Here is an 18,530-nt window from a genome sequence, read left to right on the forward strand (position 1 = left end):
GTGAACGGTCCGTGAGGACCCGGAACCTGGGAAGACGATGAGAGGGCGGTGACCCGCGAGCCAGGAGACCTGCCGTCAGTCGTGGTCACACGCGGAACGCATCGGGCGGGGTGTCCTGGTGGGTGTCGGGGCGTTCGCATGTCGCGAACGGACCGGCGTCTTCGCGGTGACGTGCCACTTCGCGCGCGTTTCGCGTCCGCAAGCCCGTCGATGTCCGTCTCCGCCCTCGCCTTCCGCGCGTCGCGCGCCCGCCCGTTCCGTTCGGCCGCCCGGCCGGTGGTCTGCAGGATCGTGGCCCGAACCGACATGCGGTCGGCGAGATTTCGCGATTGTAACATTATAACATTCGCTTTAGCGGAGGAGACTCGTCGGCTCCGGCCGATCCCCGTGCCCGTCCCCGGTTGCTCCATGTCCCTCTCCGACCCGCATCGCCACCACGTCCGCGCCCGGTCCGCTCAACGCCGCAAGCACCTTTTCCGAGACCGGGCCCTGCCCCTCGCGGCCCTTCTCGGCGGCGTCCTGTCCGCCCCCGCCCATGCGCAGGAGGCCGTGACCCTCGACACCCTCTCGGTCTCCGGGACCGGCACCGGGAGCGCGCCGCCGGCCGAAGGGCTGAACCTGCGCAGCCCCGGCCGCAGCGCCAGCCGCCTCGGCCTGACGCCTCTTGAGACCCCCGCCAGCGTGGACGTGATCGCGGGCGAGACCACCCGCCTGCGCGGCCAGAACACGGTGGCCGAGGCCGTCACACAGAACGCCACCGGCATCACCACGGTGGCGGCGCCGGGCAACGGCAACGGCGCCTTCACGGCCCGGGGCTTTGCCGGGCCGAACTCGATCCAGCAGCTCTACGACGGGACCCGCCTCTTCGTGGGCGCCGGTACCGTCACCTTCCCGTTCGACACCTGGAACGTCGAGCGCATCGAAGTGCTGCGCGGGCCGGCCTCCGTGCTCTACGGAGACGGCGCCATCGGCGGCGTGGTCAACGTGGTGACGAAGAAGCCGCTCTTCACGCCCTTCAACGAGGCCCGCGCGGCCGTGGGCTCGGACGGGCTCGCGCGCCTCGCCCTCGATTCCGGCGGCCCCATCGGTGAATCGGTCGCCTACCGCCTCAACGTCAGCGGCAACCGCGCCGAGGGCTGGATCTCGCCGAACGGGGAGTTCCGCAACCTCGCGGTCTCGGGTGCCCTCACCCTTCAGGCGACCCCGGACCTCGCGTTCACCCTGAGCCACGATTTCGGCTACCAGGAGCCGGCCCGTTACTGGGGTACGCCGCTGGTGAACGGACGCATCCTCGAATCCATCCGGTTCAACAACTACAACGTCCGCGACGCCAAGATCCTCTGGACCGACAACTGGACGCAGCTGCGGACGGAGTGGACGCCCACCGCCGACATCACGATCCGCAACACCGCCTACCGGCTCCAGAGCCGGCGCCAGTGGCTCGACGTCGAGCAATACGCCTTCAACCGGGACACCGGCCGGATCGACCGCTCGGACTATCTCGAGATCTATCACAGCCAGGAGCAGGTCGGGAACCGCTTCGACGCGACCTTCCGGGGCACCCTGTTCGGGTTCCGCAACGAGTTCCTCGCCGGCTTCGACGTGAACCACATCGCCTTCCGGCACACCAACAACTTCGCCTCCGAGGGCGGCGGCCTCGTCACCAGCGTCGACCCCTTCGCCTACGACCCCGGCCTGTTCCCGGCCAACGGCCGCGCCTCCCCGGCCTACGCCACCAGCACAACCCAAGCCTCCGTCTTCGCCGAGAACCGCCTGATCCTGTCCGACCAGGTCTCGCTGCTCGCGGGCGTGCGCTACGACGCGCCGAGCCTCCACCGCCGCAACCTCGTCACGGGTTCGACCTTCGACCAGGATTTCCAGGCGCTGAGCTACCGCTTCGGCGCCGTCTACAACCCGACGCCGCTGCTGGCGCTTTATGCCCAGTACGCCACCGCCACCGATCCGGTGGGGAGCCTGATCTCGCTCTCGCAGTCGCTCGCCAACTTCCGGCTCTCCACCGGCGAGCAGGTCGAGGTCGGCGCCAAGGGCGTCGCCTTCGACGGCCGGGCCGAGTGGACGCTGGCCGGCTACCGCATCGTCAAGGACAACCTGATCTCGGTCGTGCCGGGCCAGCCCACCCTGTCCACCCAGGTCGGCCGGCAATCCTCCCTCGGGGTCGAGGCGGCCCTGAGCCTGCACCTGTTCGAGGCCTGGCGCATCGACGCCAACGTCGCCCTCCTCCACGCCCAGTACGACGACTTCAACCAGGCGGTGGGCGGGCAGGTCGTGTCCTATGCCGGGCGCCAGCCCATCGACGTGCCGGAGCGGGTCGCCAATCTCTGGGTCAATTGGGCCTTCGCCCCGGCCTGGGAGGCGCGGGTCGGCCTCCAGCACGTGGGCGAGACCTTCAGCGACTTCGGCAACCAGGCGCGGCGCCCGGCCTACACCCTGGTCAATGCCGGGCTCGACCATCAGGTCACGCCGGCCTCGCGGCTGTCGCTGCGGGCCTACAATCTCTTCGACGATATCTACGCGATCAGCGGCAACGCCGTGAACGGCATCGGCACCAACTGGCTGCTCGGCCGGCCCCGCTCCTTCGAGGTGGCCTACAGCGTGCGGTTCTGATGCGGCTCAAATCCCTGAAGCGCTGGCTGATCCTCGGCCACCGCTGGCTCGGTATCGCCACGGGGCTGTTCCTCGCCGCCTGGGTGCTGTCGGGGCTGGTGATGCTCTACGTGGCGTTCCCGGCGCTGACCGAGGCCGAGCGCCTGTCCCACCTCGCGCCCATCGCCTGGGATCGGGTGCGCCTCGGCCCCGACGAGGCCTTGACCCGGGCGGGGCTCGACCCCGCCCCCGGCGGCCTCAGCCTGTCCATGCGGGGCTCCGCTGCTCCGTATCGGCCGGGCGGGACGCTCGGGCAACGCGGGTCCCCTCTCCTGGAAGGAGAGGGACAGGGTGAGGTGTGTGGCGTGTCCGGAGAGGTCCCCCACCTCACCCCAACCCTCTCCTTCCAGGAGAGGGAGCCCCGTCGCGAGTCGCCTGACCCTCATTCCTCACGTCCTGCCGGAGGTGGGCCCCCTCTCACCTGTGCGGATTTGGGTGCCGGGCCGGTCTATCAGGTGACGACCCGCGACGGCGCCCGGCACGTGGTCTCGGCCGAGACCGGGCGGGCGCTCGGCCCCGTCGACGCGGCGGCGGCCCTGGCGCCGTTCGGCCCGGGCGCCACCGTGCGGGCGGTGACCCGCGACCAGTGGACGGTGCGGGACCGCTACGACCCGCTGCGCCCCTTCCACGTGGTGGCGCTCGGCGACGCCGCCGGCACCGACCTCTACGTCTCGGCCCGCACCGGCGCGGTCGTCCTCGACACCAGCCGCCGGGAGCGCCTGTGGAACTGGCTCGGGGCGATCCCGCACTGGTTCTATCCCACGCCGCTGCGGGCGCGGGCGGAGCTCTGGCGCGGGGTCCTGCTGTGGGTCTCCGGCATCGCAGTCGCGGGCGTGCTCAGCGGCCTCGTCCTCGGAATCTGGCGCCTGCGCCTGCGCCGGCCCTACGCCTCCGGGGCGGTGACGCCCTATCGTGGCCTCGGGCGTTGGCACCACCTCCTCGGCACCTTCGGGGGCCTGTGCCTTCTGACCTTCATCGCGAGCGGCTGGCTCTCGATGAACCCGAACCACTGGTTCTCGTCCCGCACGCCCCCGGCGGCCATGCGGGAGGCTTATGCCGGGCCCCCGGCTCGGATCGACCGCGCGGCCCTGGACGGACTTTCGCATGCGGGAATCGTCGAGGTCCGGTTCACCCAGGTCGACGGCCGGTCCGTGCTGGTCGCGGCCGATGCGGGGGGGCGCCGGGTCGTGGCCCCGTCGCCTGCGGAGGAAACCCTGAGGGCCGCCGCCGCCCGCGCCTTGCCGGAGGCCCGCATCGCCGGAGCCGAGACGCTGACCGCCTACGATGCCTACTGGTATCCCCATCACGACACCCGCCACCTGCCGGTCCTGCGCGTCCGCTTCGACGACCCGGCCGCGACCTGGCTGCACATCGACCCGGAGACGCGCGCGCTCCTCGACCGCCTCGATGCCAGCGGCCGGCTCCAGCGCTGGCTCTTCGAGGCGCCGCACCGTCTCGACTTCGGAAACCTGTTCCAGGCCCGCCCGGCCTGGGACGCGGTGATGTGGCTCCTCAACGGCCTCGGCGCGGGCATCGCCCTCTCGGGCGTCGTGATGGGCTGGCGGCGCCTGCGCCGCACCGCCCGGGCGGGCTAAGCAGTTTTCGCAAAAGTGGCTGCCGGTTTTGCGACGACAATCTGCGACACACCAAGACCCTAAGCGGACGAAGCGTTGGCGTGCCAACGCGAGGCTGCTCAGGCCGGCACGGGCGGAACCGGGTCGGCGTCGCGCCGGAGTGCTGCCGCCTCCGCCAGCGCCGCGTGGCCCTGCGCCCGCGCCGCGGCGGCATCGGGCAGCGCGTAGGCCGCGACGCGCAGGATATGGTCCCGGTCGCGGATGGCCCAGCGATAGCGGGTCGAATCCTCGGCGCAGGGCTCAACGTGGAGGGTGAGCGGGCCCGTCGTCCTGGTGTCCATCGTGGTCTCCGGTCGGATTGAAACCCCGCGCCGCCTCGGGCGCCCGGCACTCGGGTTGCGGACGATCGGACGGCGGACAATCCGGGAAGTCCATCCAGTCCGTGAAGGCATCGGCCGGGTAGCTGTGCCGGCAGGAGGCCACGTGCCAGGGGCGCGGATCGCCGGCGGCCTCCGGGTCCCAGCGGATCACCGCGCGTTGGTCCGGATCGTCGCGGTGAATCGCGATGATCCAGCGCCCGTCATGCGGAGCCCGGTCCATGGCCCTCCAGGTGCGCATGCTGCTCCCCCGCCTCCACCCTCTCCGAGGCGACAGCAACGCGCGAAGGGCCGGAACCGTTCGAACCGGTCTCGATCGAGGGCGGCCGCGCCGCCTTGTGGGCCTTTCCCACGCCTGCCATGGTTGCGCCATGGCCCACCCGATCCCGCCCCGCTACTCGCCCGCCGAACTCATCGCCGAACTGCGCGAGGCCGCCGAGGAGATCGCCCCGGAACTCAACGGCATCCGGCCCGAGGAGACCCTGGAGGGCGAGTCGGCCCAGACCCTCGAGGAGATGCTGGACGCCCTGCGGCGGATCGCGGGCGGCGCGCCGAACCCACAGGAGATCGCCCGTACCGCCCTGGACGCGAAGGCGCCCCTGAGACCCTTCGGCAAGGCCCGGAAGGCGACGGGCAAGGTGGTGAGCAAGGTCGCGGGCAACTCGGCGGCCAGGGCCCCGGAGCGCAGTTCGCCCGAGGCACCGGGAAGGCCACCGATGAAGGGGGCGCCCCAGGCGCCGGCAAAGCCGGCGTTCGGCAAACCCTCGCCCGGCAAGTCTTCTGTTGGCAAGACTTTCCCGGGCAAGGCTGCCCCAGGCAAGCCGTCGTTAAAGCCGCACAAGCCCGTTCGCTAGGCTGCCGGCTATCCCGCGACAGCGCCGGATCGGCCCTTCGCGGCCTCGGGACACGCCGCTTCCGCCGCCGCCCGGCCGTCCATCCGGATCGTGCTCGACGCGACGACGATCAGGGACAGGCGGTCATCGGCTGACGGACGCGGTCACGCAATCGGCCCGGTGCCCGCCACGCTGGCGCCACCCTGCGGTGCTGTCTGCCCCGCGACCACGGAAAGGCCCCGCGATGCTCCACAGACGCACCCTCCTCTCCGGCGGCACCGCCGCCTTCCTGTCCGGACACGCGGTCCTGGCCGGACCGGGGTCGGGAGCGCCGTCGCGCCCGGCCCTCCCCGAACGCTTCTCGGCACTGGAGGCGCGCAGCGGCGGCCGCCTCGGCGTCCAGGTGCGGGACACCGGCACGGGCCGGGTCTCCGGGCACCGGGCGGAGGAGCGCTTTCCCCTGTGCAGCACCTTCAAGCTGCTGGCGGCCGGGGCGGTGCTGGCGCGGGTAGACGGGGGCACGGAGCATCTGGAGCGTCGGGTCCCCTACGGCCCGGGGGATCTGGTGGAATACTCGCCCGCCACGCAGCCCCGCGTGGCCGAGGGCGGCATGCCCCTCGGGGATCTCTGCGCGGCGGCCATCACCCTGAGCGACAACACTGCGGGAAACCTCATCCTCGCCACCCTCGGCGGCCCCGCCGGGCTCACCGCCTATCTGCGCGGCCTCGGCGATCCGGCGACCCGGCTCGACCGCAACGAGCCGACCCTGAACGAGGCGCGGCCGGGCGACCCGCGCGACACCACCACACCGGCGGCGATGGTGGCGAACCTGGAGCGGCTGACCCTCGGCACCGCCCTCACGCCCGCCTCGCGGGCGATCCTGCTCGGGTGGCTGGCGGACAACCGGACGGGGGGCGCCCGGCTGCGGGCGGGCCTGCCCCCGGGCTGGCGCGTGGGCGACAAGACGGGCTCCGGCGACCGGGGCACCACCAACGACGCGGGTCTGCTCTGGCCTCCGAGCGGCGCGCCGATCCTCGTGGCGGCCTATCTGACGGAGACGGACGCGCCCACCGAGCACCGCAACGCGATCCTCGCGGAGGTCGCCCGCGCCGTCGCGGAAAGCCTCTGACGCCATGGGAACTGGCAGCCTCGCACGACCGGCAAGGGTCAAGCGAACGCAATCAGCCTGGCTGCACGGAGAAAGTCTCCGCTCGCATCTGCTGTGTGAGATTGTTCGAGAAGTTCCATCCAAGCACTGGCATCGGATGAAGTGGCGCGCCCGAAAGGATTCGAACCTCTGACCCCCAGATTCGTAGTGCTGTGCTACTCCCTAACGTTGCATAACACTCTGGTGCGATAGGTCGACCTACGGGCTTCCAGCCCTTGGCTTTTTCGCCAAATGCCATAACTTCGGGTAACAGGGCAAAACACTCCTTAACGAGCGTTTTTGCATCCCCTGATGTTACCCGTGGAGCGCATCTGGTGGCAGCAAAGGTGCTTACGGTGCAAAGTGTCGAACGCTACAAACCCGACCCTGAGAAGCGTCTGGAGATCCCCGACGCCACCCTCCCCGGCTTCTACCTCGTGGTGCAGCCGAGCGGCGCAAAATCCTGGGCAGTTCGCTACCGCGTGAACGGCCGGCCCCGGAAGTACACGATCGGCCCCTACCCGCTGTTCGACCTCAGCAAGGCCCGCAGCGTGGCGCGTGAGGCCTTGCAGTCGGCAGCGCTCGGCCGGGACCCCTACTTGGCGAAGCGCGAGGCGGCAGCGGCGTCTGTCGCGGCTGAGGAAGATCGCGTGTCGCGCGTGATCGCCCTATACGTCGAGCGCCATCTCAAGCCGAACGGCAAACCTCGCTATGCGGAGGAGGCGGAGGCGCTTCTGCGGAACCACGTCGAGCCGCGCTGGGGCTCACGGCGCATCGGTGAGGTGACACGCAAGGACGTGGTCGCCATGAATGACTCGCTGACCGATTCCGGCATGACGGCCGGCGCCAATCGCGTCTTCTCTGCCGCGCGAGCCATGTTCAATTTTGCGCTCAGCCGGGAGATCATCGAGACGACGCCGTTCCTCGGTCTCAAGCCTCCGGTCTCTGAGACCAGTAGAGACCGCGTTCTGACCGATGTTGAGGTTCGGCTGGTCTGGCGGGCTGCGGAGGCGGTCGGGCCCCCCTTCGGCGCGATGGTTCAGTTGCTCCTGCTGACCGGCCAGCGGCGTGACGAGGTTGCCCGGATGGTGCGCGGTGAGGTCGACGGCGATCTCTGGACCATTCCTGCGCCGCGAACGAAGAACTCGCTTGAGCACCTGGTGCCCTTGTCGGCTGCGGCCGCAGAGTTGTTGGCCGCCCTCCCCCGCATCGCCGGTAGGCCCGGCTACATCTTCACCCGCACGGGTACGGCGCCGATCTCCGACTATTCGAGCAGCAAGGCGAAGCTGGACGCCGCGATGCTGGCGATTGCCCGAGAGGATGCATCTCGCGCCGGCCGCGATCCGAAGGGGGTTCTGATCAAACCCTGGCGCCTTCACGATCTTCGACGCACTTGCAGCACCGGCATGGCAAAGCTCGGGCAGCCGATCCACGTGGTTGAGGCTGTTCTGAACCATCGCTCGGGCACGATCAGCGGCGTGGCTGCCGTCTATAATCGGTATCAGTACCTCGCTGAAAAGCGGTTGGCGCTGGAAGCGTGGGCGGAACATGTCTCCAGCTTAATCAGCGAAGGCTCGCGCCATGGATGAAGCCTGGAAGAAAGCTCGGCGTGAAGAACTTTGGAACGATGTCGTTCTCCAAGCCGCACGAGAGGCTGGGATCGCGACGGATGCTCCTCGTTTAGAGATCGCGGCGAAGCTCTTAGAGATACAGCGTGCTGAATACGAGGATGCGCTAAAGCGAATCGATCATGACGTACCGGGGGATGAATTTAAAGTTCAACTTGTGCTTGGGAAGTCTAGATTAACTTGGCAGGTGATGATGCTGGAGGCTTACGGCTGGTTCGCTGAGTCGTCACCTGGTGAAAGCCTATATCCGCAGGAACTTTTGCAAAACGACGTGCAGGGTGTCGCGCGAGAATGCTTCGGGTATCAACTCGCTGCAAGCGGAATATTACATCATAAAGGTATAGATCCCGTTGCACTCATGCTGCCGCGTTGGGTCGCCCAAGCAATAGCGGATGGTTTCGACGGACTCGCGCAGGGTCAAACACTACCTATTTTTCAGGCTGCCCCCAGTACGAAAAAAGGTGATGCTTATACTTGGGATAAAATGCGACTCCGCGCCGTTCAGCATGTCGCCTTTCTAGTCGGTTCTGGCAGCACGAAAAAAAGCGCGCAAAATCGGGTTGAACTTGCGACAAAGATAAAAGCTGGAACGCTGCGGGATTGGGAGACTGATCTGAAAAAGGGTTACCTAGAAAAGTTTCAGATTGAATGGGCTAGGAAGGCCGGTGAGCTATCTGTCATTCTAGAGTACAATCCTAAATACGCTGAAGCGGATGGGAATACGATAGACGTCAACGTGCATGCGATCTTGTTGGAAACGCAGCGCGAGCCGTTGAGCACGTTCGGATTGAGATACCGCTCTCATAACTTCGACACCCGACAGACCTGAGTTCGAGTTCGCCAAGCAGATTCGGTTTTTTGTCTCGGGAAATCTGCGCTTATCTCCCGCAGCGTTGCGCGGGAAATGAGCGGTCTTCCTCCGCAGTATAGCGCGGTAATTAACGTCTGATCACCCACGTTTACAGGCGTTTTTATTTAGACATTATCACCTCGTCGCGAATGTTATTGCGCGTTTGGAGGTGTGAAGATGAGCGATCGACAGAAGCTCTACTGCACTGCGACCCAAGTCCGGCGCCGCTACGGCGGGATCTCGGAAATGGGACTGTGGCGCTGGATTAATGACGGGAAAGTCGACTTCCCGAAACCCGATTTGATCGTGAACGGACGGCGGCTCTGGAGCGAGGAAACCCTCGACATGTTTGATGCGCGCATTGCCGTGAAGGAGGCTGCTTAGCCATGAAGAAACCCGCGCATCGCGGGGCGACGGCGGGTCTCTCGGAAACAGCATTCCTGGCGGGAAGCACCGAGATACTAGCCCAAGAGCCTCGATTTTACCAAGCCAAAAAGCTTGCTGCCCGACTTGGGCTGAGTTTCGCTCACGCCAGTGTGCTTGCCGAGCAGGCTTATTCCGTCCCCGAAACTTGGGGGAGCCGCGCATGAGCACCTTCCCCATTCCCTACGCTGAACCCACGACACAGGCGGCGTTCGATTACTCGGCACTGGCTTCTGGGCAGGCCGACCGCGTCGAACGCGCAGCCAATCGTATCCGAGCGCTTGAGGATGCCCTTCGCAAGCAGGTCGAGATGTCGGCCATCGAGATCGGCCGCACGCTGATCGAGGTGAAGGACACCCTCAGTTCTGGCCAGTTCGGCAAATGGCTGATCGCGGAATTTGGGTGGAGCGATCGGACCGCGCGCAACTTCATGAGCGCGGCCCGACTAGCGGATGAGAAATCGGAAATCGTTTCCGTTTTGCCGCCGACCGGCCTCTACAAGCTTGCCTCTGCCAGCACGCCGGAGACGTGCGTGAACGATGTCATTCAGCGGCTCGAAGCCGGTGAGCGGTTATCGGCCAAAACCATCGGTGACCTTGTGACCAGCGCCCGCAAGCAGGAAGGGCGCGAAAGGGCGATGGACAAGAAACTGAGGCGCAAGTTGAGCTGGGCGCCGCCTGCAAAGCACGATGCAATCCGCAAGGCTGACGAACGTCGTCGTCAAGCCATCGAGCGGGAGAATGAGAAAGATCTAGAGCGGCACAGGCTGCGTCAGAAAGCGAACGAAGATGCGGCGGCCTTCCTGCAGCAGCATCTCGGCCCGCAATTCAAAGACTTCGCGGCCTTGTTCGAGGCTGGCACCCCCTACGGCTTTGCTGAGGTGCTGAGGTTGAGGCGGGCAAACGATGGAGGCGACGCATGAGCGATCCTCGCGACCACATCGCCTACGGCACGCCCGAGGCCTACCGGCAATTCATCGCCGAGACGCTGGCCGGCGCGGAGACCCACGCCAACGTCGCGCGCACCTACGCTGAGATCGGCAACGATGCAGGCCTCGCCTACGCTATCCGCTGTCTCGTCGCCTGCACCAAGGCGTCCGTCAGCGCCATGGCGGACCTCAATGACATGAAGGCCGAGCAGGCGCAGCGCCGGCAAGCCCGGCCCATCCCCACACGAGAGGAACGCGCATGAGAGCGGACCCTTTCGCGAACGAGATGTCCGAACTGGATGCCGCCGAGGCGGGCTTCCCCGATTGGCATGAGCGCTTCGGCCCAGCCGTTGCCGAGTCTGCCGGGCGGCGGAGCCGCCAGCCCTCAAGCAAGGATGGCAAGCCGATCGAGATCGGTAATGCAGCCGAGTTGCGCCGCATGATCTTCCCGCCGATCCGCTACGTGGTTCCTGGCTACATCGCCGAGGGCTGCACCCTGCTGGCGGGTCGCCCCAAGCTCGGCAAAAGCTGGTTGATGCTAGAAGTCGGTCTCGCGGTCGCCAGCGGCGGCATCTGTCTCGGCAATACCGCGTGCGACCAGGGCGATGTCCTCTATCTCGCCCTGGAGGATAACCGGCGCCGGCTGCAGAACCGGATCGACAAAGTGCTCGGCGCTTTTGCGGAAGAATGGCCGGCAGCAATGCACTACGCCACCGAATGGCCCCGGGCGGGTGACGGCGGCATCGAGGCGATTCGAGATTGGATCATCGCCAAAGAAAACCCGCGTCTCGTGATCGTAGACGTGTTGGCGATGTTCAAGCCGGTCCGTGGCTCCAGTGAGTCGCTGTACGAGGCCGACTATGCGGCGATCAAAGGCCTCCAGACTCTGGCTGGCGAGTTCGGCGTCGCCATCGTGGTGGTGCATCACACTCGCAAATCGAACGGAGCCGACGCTGATCCCTTTGAGAAGGTGAGCGGTACGCTCGGTCTCTCGGGGGCGGCCGACACGACGGTGATCCTCGATCGGGACGGCAGCGGTGCGACCCTCTACGGGCGGGGCCGGGATATCGAGGAGATTGAGGCGGCAGTCACCTTCGACAAGGCAAGCTGTCGGTGGAGCATCCTCGGCGAAGCCGCTGAGGTCCGGCGCACCGACGAACGGAGCCTGATCCTGAACGCACTGAAGGAAGCTGCCGAGCCCATGTCGTCCGGCGAAATTGCAGACGCTACCCGCATGCCCAACGCCAATGTCCGGCAGCTTCTCGTCAGCATGATGCGGAGTGGAGAGGTCGCCAAGGCGAGCCGTGGCCGCTACCTGCACCCCGATCACAATCACACCCCCCATCACAACGATCACAAGATCACAAACGGGGCCGACTATCTGGCGGCTCGGGATGGTGACGAGGATGAGTAGGGGGTGGCGTTGTGATCTTGTGATCGTTGTGATGCCTGTTTGCGATGTGATCGGGGGGCTGGATCACGGAGCGCGGCCATGAGTGCCCGCACGCTTGATCGCGACCGCTTCGCGAAATGCCGGGCCCTAATGGATCGTGGCGCCACGGACGGCGAGCGAGCGGCTGGGAAGGCTGCCGCTACACGCGTCGCGGCCGCAGCCGGTCTCAGCCTCGCGGCTGCTATCGGAATCGTGGATGCGGATCAGGCGCGCACGACTCCCGGCCCCTCTCCGCATGCCGGTAGCGCTCGACGCCCGCACGGCCGCCCGACCTACGCCTGGGCGCAGCCGAAGCCAAAAACCGAGCCGATCACCGTGGAGGAGTTGCTGAGGCAGAAGGAGGCGGATCTCGCTCGGAAGAAGAAGGCAGCCTACCGGAGCGAGCCCCGTCAGGAAGAAAACGCCGATTTCGAACGGTGGGCCGCTGAAGCTCGCGAAGCACAGTTCCAGCAGGATCGGGAATGGGCCGAGCGGCGCCAGCGTGAGGAAGCGCAGTCATGACTGGGTTAAGGCGGGGTCGCTGCACCACACGCAAGCGTGCAGGTGCGTGAACGTCAATCTCGCTGGATGGGGCGCTCTAAGGCGCCCCAGCGCTGATTAGGAAGCTTTCATCTCGATCAGCTTCCGTCCGATGTTGTACAGGCGCTTGTCGTCTTCATGGGCGCATCGCGTCAGGTTCGCGATCTTATGGTTGTCGCGCTGGCCCATTTTGAACGCTTCGATAACGTGCGCCATTTCCTTGGCGTCACCTTTGCTGAAGGCTTCCTTCAACTCGGTTCGGCCCTTCACATCGTCGCCTTGGTTCAGGCTCCAGTCCAAGTCCTCTTTAACTGATTTCCAGTTTGCGGACATGTTTTCCTCCCTTGTCCCAGTCGGGACGAGGATGAGGATACGCGGCTTTTCAGCCTCGTCGAGCCACTATGACCCCCTGAAGCATCTGCGAGGCGCCGATGACTGAGGCTGAACGCCAGACCGAGTGAGATGTCTGCGCAGTTCGTTTTATCGCAAATGTCGAAGTGGTGCGGCAGATCAACTCACTACAATCATAACGAAGCGCAACAAATACCAACGCTTCGTCACGGGTAGTTCTTCGTGCCGTAGGATCGCGGATATCCGTCTATTGTGATTTTAGCCAAATAAGGCCACGTCTTGGGACATCAATTGCACGCGAGTTGCGCCCAAGATGATGACCGACCGCATCGAATTTTCAGAACCTATCCGCTTCAAAGCTGAGCCCGGCTTGAATAGCGCCGTTGCTCGTGCGGCTCGTCTGGCTCGCACGTCCTCCGCCGAGTGGATGCGCCGCGCTCTTCGTGAGCGACTGACCGCTGATGGCGTGGCGCTGCCCGATCTGGACGACGGCGACGGGCCTCGTACGCCTCCCGCCGCTCCCGCCCTTCGCCAAGCAGCCTGAGAGAGCCCGCATGAGCCTTCCCACCGTCAACGTCCGCGAAGCTAATACCCTCGCTTCGGTCGTCAGCCTCGGCAGCAATCGCCTGCCGCTCCAGCCGACGCGTCCAGGGCCCCGCACATCCGTGGAGATCGCTGCGGACCGTGATGCCGCTGTCCGTGACCGCGAGGCGCTGGAAGCAGGCCGACCTAACGTTCTGCTGAGGGGTACGGCCGACGAGGTTGCCGCCCTCGACCACCGCATCGCTGTCGCCAAGATCCGCATCGATCAGGCCGACGTGCAGCACGCCGCTGCAGTCACCGCAGAAGCGAAGGCCAAGGCCGATCACGAGGCCGAGCAGAAGCGCCGCAAGGAGCTTCACCGCAAGGCCATGAAGGCCTCAGCCGAGGTCGCCAAGCTGGCCGACGAGTACGTCATCGAGGCGCAGCGTTTAGTGCCGCTTCTGACGAAGATCCGCGAAGGCGCCGCGCTGATCGCGGCCGCCAACTACGCCCTACCAGACGGCGCCGAGCCAGTTCCACCTGGTGAGCCCCGCTGCAGTTGGAACGGCAAGGCCGATCAGCCGCACAGCACGATTGCCAGCCGCGTGAAGCTGCCCGCCCTCGGCACCGACACCGGCTTCATCTGGGGCGAAGTCGCCGCCCCGCTTTCCCATAGGATTGTCCATGAAATGCTCTGATATCGAGGCAGATCGCGCTTGGGCGCGTCGCGTCCTCGGCAAGCCCGAGCCGGCTGCCACCGAACGCAAGCTGACCCAAGCCGAGCGCATCGCAGCTTGGTCGGCCCAGAACCGCGAGGCCGAGGGCAAGCCCCCTCAGACCCGATCCGCCGTCGAGCAAACGAAGCGCGAGCTTCATACCCCTGGCGCCTCCTACCAGATCGGTGCCGAACGCTACGCGGCCGATGGCAGCCTTTGGCGCCGTACGGCCTGACAGTGATTGCGCAGGTGCCCCATGCGGGCCTCCGGCCTGCGCCTTTGAGGGTGAACGAGTCAGCCCAATAGCGACAAGCCAGCCTGTCCTACGCTCGATCCATGGCCATGGGGGCGGAGGATACGAAGGCCGGCGAGACTGCACCCCCTGTCCGTACAGGGACAATCGGGGATCGCGGCGGAGGGGTTACCCCGCTGCGGTCTCCTACCCCCAGAGGAGCGAGCTATGTCGAAGATCACCCACGACACCGATGTCAGCGCACCGGACAATGCGGATGCCAACGTGGCGCCCGCTGTCGTCCCCTGGACACCGCCTGTTGATCCCGGCGACGCTGGTGGCATCGGCAACGGGGATGAGCGCAGCATCGCACCCGATACGCTGCACGAGACCGCCGAGGATTATAGGGCTCGGGGCGGGATGTGGGGCCGGGTGTGATCCCCACATCGCCGCATCAGATGTCAGACGTGGTCGCGGCCGCGATGGTTGGGGTCGATCCCACCATCAAGCTTGGTCTCATTCTCGACGTCGCCCTCGACGGTGGAGTCGGCGGCGATGTCTTCGATGTCGTGCCCCGTCATGCCCCTCGACTGGCCGATCCCAGGATTGCCCTTGAGGTCGGCATCGGTCGGCACGTCGGTCTTGAGATGCTTGTTCGACATGGTGGCTCCTGTTGTTCGGCTCGGTCCGCTGACGCGTACTCGCGGCCCATAGAGCGTACCCAACCCGACGCTTCCCGCGCCGTTCCTGCCGTCGAGCCTGTGGCGACCGTCCGTCGCGGAGAGCGACCCTCAGTCACCGCCCCCGCCGCCATCTCCTCCACCGCCGCAACTTCCGCCGTCACTGGAGCCACCATCAGAGCAGCTGTGGCCTCCATAGCCACCGTCAGACGAAGTGCTGCTGCCGGAACTGGAGCCATGTCTAGACCCCGCAGTCCGCGAGTTCTTCGATCGCATCCAGTCGGGTCGCAGGCTCCAAATCGTCATGAAGAACGCGAAAGCCAAAAGGCCAACTTCAAGACCGTGCGTTCTATCCATCGAAGCACCTCATCGGGCTCGGTAGGTCTCGACACAGTAGCACATCAGTCCGCAGGCGCGAGTTCCGGGGTCCTTGGTTGTACGGGGGCCTATCGGGGGTCAGCGCGAGTGCAGTTGGTCTCTAGCTACCAACTTTCAAATTCCCTTTTTATGTTTATGCCCGAGGCCAAGAAATGCTTGAGACGCTGAACCGCAAACAGGTCGCAAGTCATTACGGCGTAAGCCTTCCTACGGTTGACGCGTGGGTACAGAAGGGGTGCCCCTTCAAGACCCGAGGAAGTAAAGGCGTCGAGTGGGAGTTTGATTTCGACGCCGTTCAAGACTGGCTCGCGCGTTACTGGTCTAGGCCCGGCCAAGTCGTCACGCGCAACGGGTTGCAGACGTTCAGCACGACCGAGCGGGCCGAGGTAATTAAGGCGCTCGGCTATGCCGTCCGCCACGTGGGATCGATTGCAGCCGACATGGCAGTGAAGGCCGGCGCTTCAATCGAAATCTCTTATGCGCTGAATCAAATGGTCTGCATCCGATTTGCAGATAGTGTTGAAGCCTACATGGCAGAACGGGGTGTGGCAGAGGTCGATTTGGTTGAGATGTTCTGTCGGAATGAAGACGAGCCTGATTTCAAATCCTTAGCCCTGGAAGCCGGTAGCGTCTTCGATGAGGACGTTTGCGAGCGGTTCGTGGACGGCATCGAATGGCTGAAGCCATCCCCCGAAGTGCTGGACGCCCAAGCTGCTTGGCTCCGAGGGCATGAGCGAACCGCCACCCTGAAGGAGCCTGCCCATGGCTGACGATCGCCTCCGCCTTGTCGCGGAAGTTCAGGACGGCTTCACCGGCCCGCTCGCGAAGCTGCACACAGCCCTACAGCGCACCGCCGCCACGGGCACGCAGGCCGGCAAGGATCTGAAGAAGGATTTCGATGCCTTCCACGGAACGCTCGGCAAGACGACCACGGCCCTGCAGGGCATCCAGCCCGTGCTGTCCGGTCTCGGTGTGGCAGGCCTTACCGCAGGAGTCTCTCTCGGCGCTGTCACGGCAGCCCTAAGCGGGTTCTCTAAAGGCACGCAGCAGCTTGCCATCATGTCGAAGGAGACGGGGCTGGCGGTCGACCAGCTTCGCGCCTTTGGTGCTCTCGGCGAACGCTTCGGTGTCTCGGCCGAGACGATGCAGGGCGGGGTTCGGAAGTTCGCGGATGAGATGAGCGGGCTGCGCAAACGCTACGGTCAGACCTACGACGACCTCAAGGCCATGAACCTCGGCGAGATGGTCGAGAAGATGATCACCTCGCCCAACATGAAGACGGCACTCGACAACTTCATGGAGTCGGTCTCGCAGATCGGCGACCCGGTGAAGCGTCGGAAGATCGTGGAGATGGTGCTCGGCTCGGACCAGATCGCCGCTGTCGCGGGCCAGGTCAGCGGCCGCTACCGGCAGGTGATGGACGAGATCCTGAAGGCGCAGGGCACGACGACGGATGCCCAGGTCAAGGCGGCCCAGCGGTTCGAAACGGCGCTGAGCCGGGTGCGCGAGAATATGGACGGCCTGCGCACCGAAGCGCTTGGTCCCCTGCTGGAGCAGCTATCCAGCCTGGTCGAGAAGTTCGGCTCGGCGGAGTCCATGGCCGCCTTCGGCAAGCAGCTGGAGGAGATCGGCAAGTTCGCCCGCACGACCGTGCAGGAGTTCGAAGCGATCGTCCGGACCTACGAGCGGTTCAAGGAATTCATCGGCCTAGGCGACCCGTCGAAGAACAAGGAGTTCACGCCCGTCCTCGGTGGGCCGCCCGGCGTGAAGCAGCTTGAGGGGCGCCGCGACTCCATCGAGCAGCAGCGCCGGCTTCTGGACGCCAACCCCACCGCGCCGGATTACCAGCGCAAGCGCGACCGGATGACGGAGGAACTGAAGCGCGTTGGTGACGAGCTTGAGAAGCTTCGGGCCACGGGTGGAGCGACGGCGCAGCCCTCCGGCTTCTCAGGCGTGACCGGCGGCGGCAACCCGCTCATCCACCGCGCCGCTTATGGCACCGGTAGCGGCGGTGCCGGCGGCGGCTACGGTGGTGTCGGGAGTATTCCGCCGCTGGGCTTGCCGGGGCCGCTGGCGGGCAGTGGGGGCAATCCGAACCATACAGGTGGTGGCGCGGGCCGAGGGTATGGTCGCGCCCCCGCTATCGCGCCTGCTGCTCCGCTACCATCCCTTGGTGCAGGCGGAGGCCCTGCCGTTACGGCAAACCCCGGCGCCTACAAAGATGTCCTGGATCACATCGCCCAATCGGAGGGGACCGCCCACAAGGCTGGCGGGGGCTACAACACCTCCCTTGGTTATGGCCGATACCTCCCAGGCGGCCGAGAACAGAACCTCACCAGCATGACGCTGGATCAGATCCACGCGCTCGGCCTTCACATGCGCCGGCAGCCCGGCAACCCGAACTCCTCAGCTCTCGGCCGCTACCAGATCGTCGGCCAGACGATGCGTGGTCTGATGCGCAAGATGGGGCTGAAGGGCGACGAACTGTTCGACGAACAGATGCAGGACCGTATGGGGGCCGAACTCGCTCGCGGCCGAGGCACGAGCGCTACGGGGTTGGGCCAGGAGTGGGCATCCCTGCGCGGACAGCGCCTTGCCCGTGCAGTCGAACTCATGCGGCAGGTCGATCCGAAGGCGTCCACGATGCCGGGGCGCAGGATGGCTGATGCGGATGCCGCCGATTCCGGTCGACGCCCAGGTGACGATCTTATGGGGCGGACGTTCGGCCGCGAGCAAGCCGCGCCGCCTCCGCAGACCCACCACATGACGATCGACCTCAACGGCTTCCCGGCCGGGACCCGTGCCCGCGCTTCGATGGGCGACCTGTTCAAGGAAACCACGGTCTCGAAATCCAGACAGGTGGAGGCGATCTGATGCCTGATCCCGATCTCATCTGTGAGGTCCGCACCAACGGCGGCACCTACCGCGACTGGATCAACGTCGCGGTCGAGCAGAACTATCTGAGCGAAGGTTGGATCAGATCCTTCCGCCTCGTCTGCGCGGAGCCAAGCGCCGTGGCCAATCTCCGCCTCAAGCCCGGCGACCGGGTCGATATTGCACTCGCCGGTCAGGTCGTGATCCAGGAGGGCTACATCCGCGACCGGCAGGCCGCCTACGATGGCAACCGCCACGCCGTGCAGGTGGTCGGCTACGGCAAGGCCGGGATCATCACGGAAGCGAGCATCGACGGCGGCACGGGTCAGTACCGGGGGTACAGGCTTGATGCCATCGCGAACTCGGTGCTGAAGCCCTACG

21 protein-coding genes and 1 riboswitch are annotated in these 18,530 nt (G+C 65.9%); of the genes, 17 read left to right on the forward strand and 4 right to left on the reverse strand.

Features of this window, described 5'->3' with window-relative positions:
- Positions 1 to 92, forward strand: a riboswitch (cobalamin riboswitch). This riboswitch is flagged as partial in the annotation.
- Positions 93 to 408: 316 nt separating this feature from the next.
- A complete protein-coding gene (locus tag MKK58_RS00605; RefSeq protein ID WP_243910278.1) occupies positions 409 to 2,625 on the forward strand; it encodes a TonB-dependent receptor in 2,217 nt (738 codons plus the stop codon).
- Positions 2,625 to 4,259 (forward strand): PepSY domain-containing protein, encoded by a 1,635-nt coding sequence (locus MKK58_RS00610; RefSeq protein WP_243910279.1) that lies wholly within the window; start codon positions 2,625 to 2,627, stop codon positions 4,257 to 4,259. The genes MKK58_RS00605 and MKK58_RS00610 overlap by 1 nt, the downstream gene beginning before the upstream one ends.
- Positions 4,260 to 4,357: 98 nt before the next feature.
- On the opposite strand, the gene MKK58_RS00615 is transcribed toward MKK58_RS00610, so the two are convergent.
- Both MKK58_RS00615 and MKK58_RS00620 read right to left on the reverse strand, forming a co-directional pair.
- Positions 4,358 to 4,579: a hypothetical protein gene (locus tag MKK58_RS00615; RefSeq protein ID WP_243910280.1), complete on the reverse strand. Its 222-nt coding sequence runs from the start codon at positions 4,577 to 4,579 to the stop codon at positions 4,358 to 4,360.
- Entirely contained in the window at positions 4,539 to 4,856 is a 318-nt protein-coding gene (locus MKK58_RS00620) for a hypothetical protein (RefSeq protein WP_243910281.1), read from the reverse strand. The genes MKK58_RS00615 and MKK58_RS00620 overlap by 41 nt, the downstream gene beginning before the upstream one ends.
- 130 nt (positions 4,857 to 4,986) lie before the next feature.
- Between MKK58_RS00620 and MKK58_RS00625 the strand changes: the two genes are divergently transcribed.
- The 9 genes from MKK58_RS00625 (at position 4,987) to MKK58_RS00665 (ending at position 12,378) form a co-directional block, all read left to right on the forward strand.
- Complete coding sequence (locus MKK58_RS00625) at positions 4,987 to 5,469, forward strand: hypothetical protein (RefSeq protein WP_243910282.1); 483 nt, start codon at positions 4,987 to 4,989, stop codon at positions 5,467 to 5,469.
- 223 nt (positions 5,470 to 5,692) lie between these two features.
- Complete coding sequence (bla, locus tag MKK58_RS00630; protein ID WP_243910283.1) at positions 5,693 to 6,577, forward strand: class A beta-lactamase; 885 nt, start codon at positions 5,693 to 5,695, stop codon at positions 6,575 to 6,577.
- A gap of 353 nt (positions 6,578 to 6,930) precedes the next feature.
- Positions 6,931 to 8,184 carry a tyrosine-type recombinase/integrase gene (locus MKK58_RS00635; RefSeq protein WP_243910284.1) on the forward strand — a complete coding sequence of 418 codons (1,254 nt, stop codon included), beginning with the start codon at positions 6,931 to 6,933 and terminating at the stop codon, positions 8,182 to 8,184.
- Positions 8,177 to 9,052 carry a hypothetical protein gene (locus tag MKK58_RS00640; protein WP_243910285.1) on the forward strand — a complete coding sequence of 292 codons (876 nt, stop codon included), beginning with the start codon at positions 8,177 to 8,179 and terminating at the stop codon, positions 9,050 to 9,052. The genes MKK58_RS00635 and MKK58_RS00640 overlap by 8 nt, the downstream gene beginning before the upstream one ends.
- 198 nt (positions 9,053 to 9,250) lie before the next feature.
- Positions 9,251 to 9,457 (forward strand): helix-turn-helix transcriptional regulator, encoded by a 207-nt coding sequence (locus tag MKK58_RS00645; RefSeq protein ID WP_243910286.1) that lies wholly within the window; start codon positions 9,251 to 9,253, stop codon positions 9,455 to 9,457.
- 202 nt (positions 9,458 to 9,659) lie between these two features.
- Positions 9,660 to 10,418, forward strand: a complete 759-nt coding sequence (locus MKK58_RS00650; protein ID WP_243910287.1) for a DUF3102 domain-containing protein — start codon at positions 9,660 to 9,662, stop codon at positions 10,416 to 10,418.
- Positions 10,415 to 10,687, forward strand: coding sequence for a hypothetical protein (locus MKK58_RS00655; RefSeq protein ID WP_243910288.1), 273 nt, complete (start codon positions 10,415 to 10,417; stop codon positions 10,685 to 10,687). The genes MKK58_RS00650 and MKK58_RS00655 overlap by 4 nt, the downstream gene beginning before the upstream one ends.
- A 23-nt stretch (positions 10,688 to 10,710) precedes the next feature.
- Positions 10,711 to 11,838, forward strand: coding sequence for an AAA family ATPase (locus MKK58_RS00660; protein WP_243910289.1), 1,128 nt, complete (start codon positions 10,711 to 10,713; stop codon positions 11,836 to 11,838).
- A gap of 78 nt (positions 11,839 to 11,916) precedes the next feature.
- Positions 11,917 to 12,378 carry a hypothetical protein gene (locus MKK58_RS00665; protein ID WP_243910290.1) on the forward strand — a complete coding sequence of 154 codons (462 nt, stop codon included), beginning with the start codon at positions 11,917 to 11,919 and terminating at the stop codon, positions 12,376 to 12,378.
- Between the two features lie 96 nt (positions 12,379 to 12,474).
- On the opposite strand, the gene MKK58_RS00670 is transcribed toward MKK58_RS00665, so the two are convergent.
- A complete protein-coding gene (locus MKK58_RS00670) occupies positions 12,475 to 12,729 on the reverse strand; it encodes a hypothetical protein (protein WP_243910291.1) in 255 nt (84 codons plus the stop codon).
- 572 nt (positions 12,730 to 13,301) lie between these two features.
- On the opposite strand from MKK58_RS00670, the gene MKK58_RS00675 reads away from it, so the two are divergent.
- From MKK58_RS00675 to MKK58_RS00685, 3 genes are all read left to right on the forward strand, one after another.
- Positions 13,302 to 13,967: a hypothetical protein gene (locus MKK58_RS00675; protein WP_243910292.1), complete on the forward strand. Its 666-nt coding sequence runs from the start codon at positions 13,302 to 13,304 to the stop codon at positions 13,965 to 13,967.
- Positions 13,954 to 14,220 (forward strand): hypothetical protein, encoded by a 267-nt coding sequence (locus MKK58_RS00680; RefSeq protein WP_243910293.1) that lies wholly within the window; start codon positions 13,954 to 13,956, stop codon positions 14,218 to 14,220. Before MKK58_RS00675 ends, MKK58_RS00680 begins: the two co-directional genes overlap by 14 nt.
- Before the next feature lie 225 nt (positions 14,221 to 14,445).
- Positions 14,446 to 14,655: a hypothetical protein gene (locus MKK58_RS00685; RefSeq protein ID WP_243910294.1), complete on the forward strand. Its 210-nt coding sequence runs from the start codon at positions 14,446 to 14,448 to the stop codon at positions 14,653 to 14,655.
- Between the two features lie 23 nt (positions 14,656 to 14,678).
- On the opposite strand, the gene MKK58_RS00690 is transcribed toward MKK58_RS00685, so the two are convergent.
- Complete coding sequence (locus MKK58_RS00690) at positions 14,679 to 14,879, reverse strand: hypothetical protein (protein ID WP_243910295.1); 201 nt, start codon at positions 14,877 to 14,879, stop codon at positions 14,679 to 14,681.
- Between the two features lie 548 nt (positions 14,880 to 15,427).
- Here MKK58_RS00690 and MKK58_RS00695 point away from each other — a divergent pair.
- The 3 genes from MKK58_RS00695 to MKK58_RS00705 all read left to right on the forward strand — a co-directional run.
- The gene (locus tag MKK58_RS00695) at positions 15,428 to 16,045 is read left to right on the forward strand and encodes a terminase small subunit (RefSeq protein ID WP_243910296.1); all 618 of its coding nucleotides are present in this window, start codon (positions 15,428 to 15,430) and stop codon (positions 16,043 to 16,045) included.
- Complete coding sequence (locus MKK58_RS00700; protein ID WP_243910297.1) at positions 16,038 to 18,149, forward strand: hypothetical protein; 2,112 nt, start codon at positions 16,038 to 16,040, stop codon at positions 18,147 to 18,149. The genes MKK58_RS00695 and MKK58_RS00700 overlap by 8 nt, the downstream gene beginning before the upstream one ends.
- Positions 18,149 to 18,530, forward strand: a 382-nt coding sequence (locus tag MKK58_RS00705) for a phage baseplate assembly protein (RefSeq protein ID WP_243910298.1), incomplete at its 3' end; no start/stop codon positions are given. The genes MKK58_RS00700 and MKK58_RS00705, both read left to right, overlap by 1 nt.

It is taken from the genome of Methylobacterium sp. J-078, from assembly GCF_022829285.1.
GTDB lineage: Bacteria > Pseudomonadota > Alphaproteobacteria > Rhizobiales > Beijerinckiaceae > Methylobacterium.

Excerpts from the sequence above, each read along its gene's own strand:
- MKK58_RS00685 (WP_243910294.1), top strand. The coding sequence starts at position 14,446 with ATGTCGAAGATCACCCACGACACCGATGTCAGCGCACCGGACAATGCG.
- MKK58_RS00670 (WP_243910291.1), bottom strand. The coding sequence starts at position 12,729 with ATGTCCGCAAACTGGAAATCAGTTAAAGAGGACTTGGACTGGAGCCTG.
- MKK58_RS00615 (WP_243910280.1), bottom strand. The coding sequence starts at position 4,579 with ATGGACACCAGGACGACGGGCCCGCTCACCCTCCACGTTGAGCCCTGC.
- MKK58_RS00620 (WP_243910281.1), bottom strand. The coding sequence starts at position 4,856 with ATGCGCACCTGGAGGGCCATGGACCGGGCTCCGCATGACGGGCGCTGG.
- MKK58_RS00655 (WP_243910288.1), top strand. The coding sequence starts at position 10,415 with ATGAGCGATCCTCGCGACCACATCGCCTACGGCACGCCCGAGGCCTAC.
- MKK58_RS00675 (WP_243910292.1), top strand. The coding sequence starts at position 13,302 with ATGAGCCTTCCCACCGTCAACGTCCGCGAAGCTAATACCCTCGCTTCG.
- MKK58_RS00660 (WP_243910289.1), top strand. The coding sequence starts at position 10,711 with ATGTCCGAACTGGATGCCGCCGAGGCGGGCTTCCCCGATTGGCATGAG.
- MKK58_RS00680 (WP_243910293.1), top strand. The coding sequence starts at position 13,954 with ATGAAATGCTCTGATATCGAGGCAGATCGCGCTTGGGCGCGTCGCGTC.
- MKK58_RS00665 (WP_243910290.1), top strand. The coding sequence starts at position 11,917 with ATGAGTGCCCGCACGCTTGATCGCGACCGCTTCGCGAAATGCCGGGCC.
- MKK58_RS00690 (WP_243910295.1), bottom strand. The coding sequence starts at position 14,879 with ATGTCGAACAAGCATCTCAAGACCGACGTGCCGACCGATGCCGACCTC.
- MKK58_RS00645 (WP_243910286.1), top strand. The coding sequence starts at position 9,251 with ATGAGCGATCGACAGAAGCTCTACTGCACTGCGACCCAAGTCCGGCGC.
- MKK58_RS00610 (WP_243910279.1), top strand. The coding sequence starts at position 2,625 with ATGCGGCTCAAATCCCTGAAGCGCTGGCTGATCCTCGGCCACCGCTGG.
- MKK58_RS00640 (WP_243910285.1), top strand. The coding sequence starts at position 8,177 with ATGGATGAAGCCTGGAAGAAAGCTCGGCGTGAAGAACTTTGGAACGAT.
- bla (WP_243910283.1), top strand. The coding sequence starts at position 5,693 with ATGCTCCACAGACGCACCCTCCTCTCCGGCGGCACCGCCGCCTTCCTG.
- MKK58_RS00625 (WP_243910282.1), top strand. The coding sequence starts at position 4,987 with ATGGCCCACCCGATCCCGCCCCGCTACTCGCCCGCCGAACTCATCGCC.
- MKK58_RS00700 (WP_243910297.1), top strand. The coding sequence starts at position 16,038 with ATGGCTGACGATCGCCTCCGCCTTGTCGCGGAAGTTCAGGACGGCTTC.
- MKK58_RS00605 (WP_243910278.1), top strand. The coding sequence starts at position 409 with ATGTCCCTCTCCGACCCGCATCGCCACCACGTCCGCGCCCGGTCCGCT.
- MKK58_RS00650 (WP_243910287.1), top strand. The coding sequence starts at position 9,660 with ATGAGCACCTTCCCCATTCCCTACGCTGAACCCACGACACAGGCGGCG.
- MKK58_RS00695 (WP_243910296.1), top strand. The coding sequence starts at position 15,428 with ATGCTTGAGACGCTGAACCGCAAACAGGTCGCAAGTCATTACGGCGTA.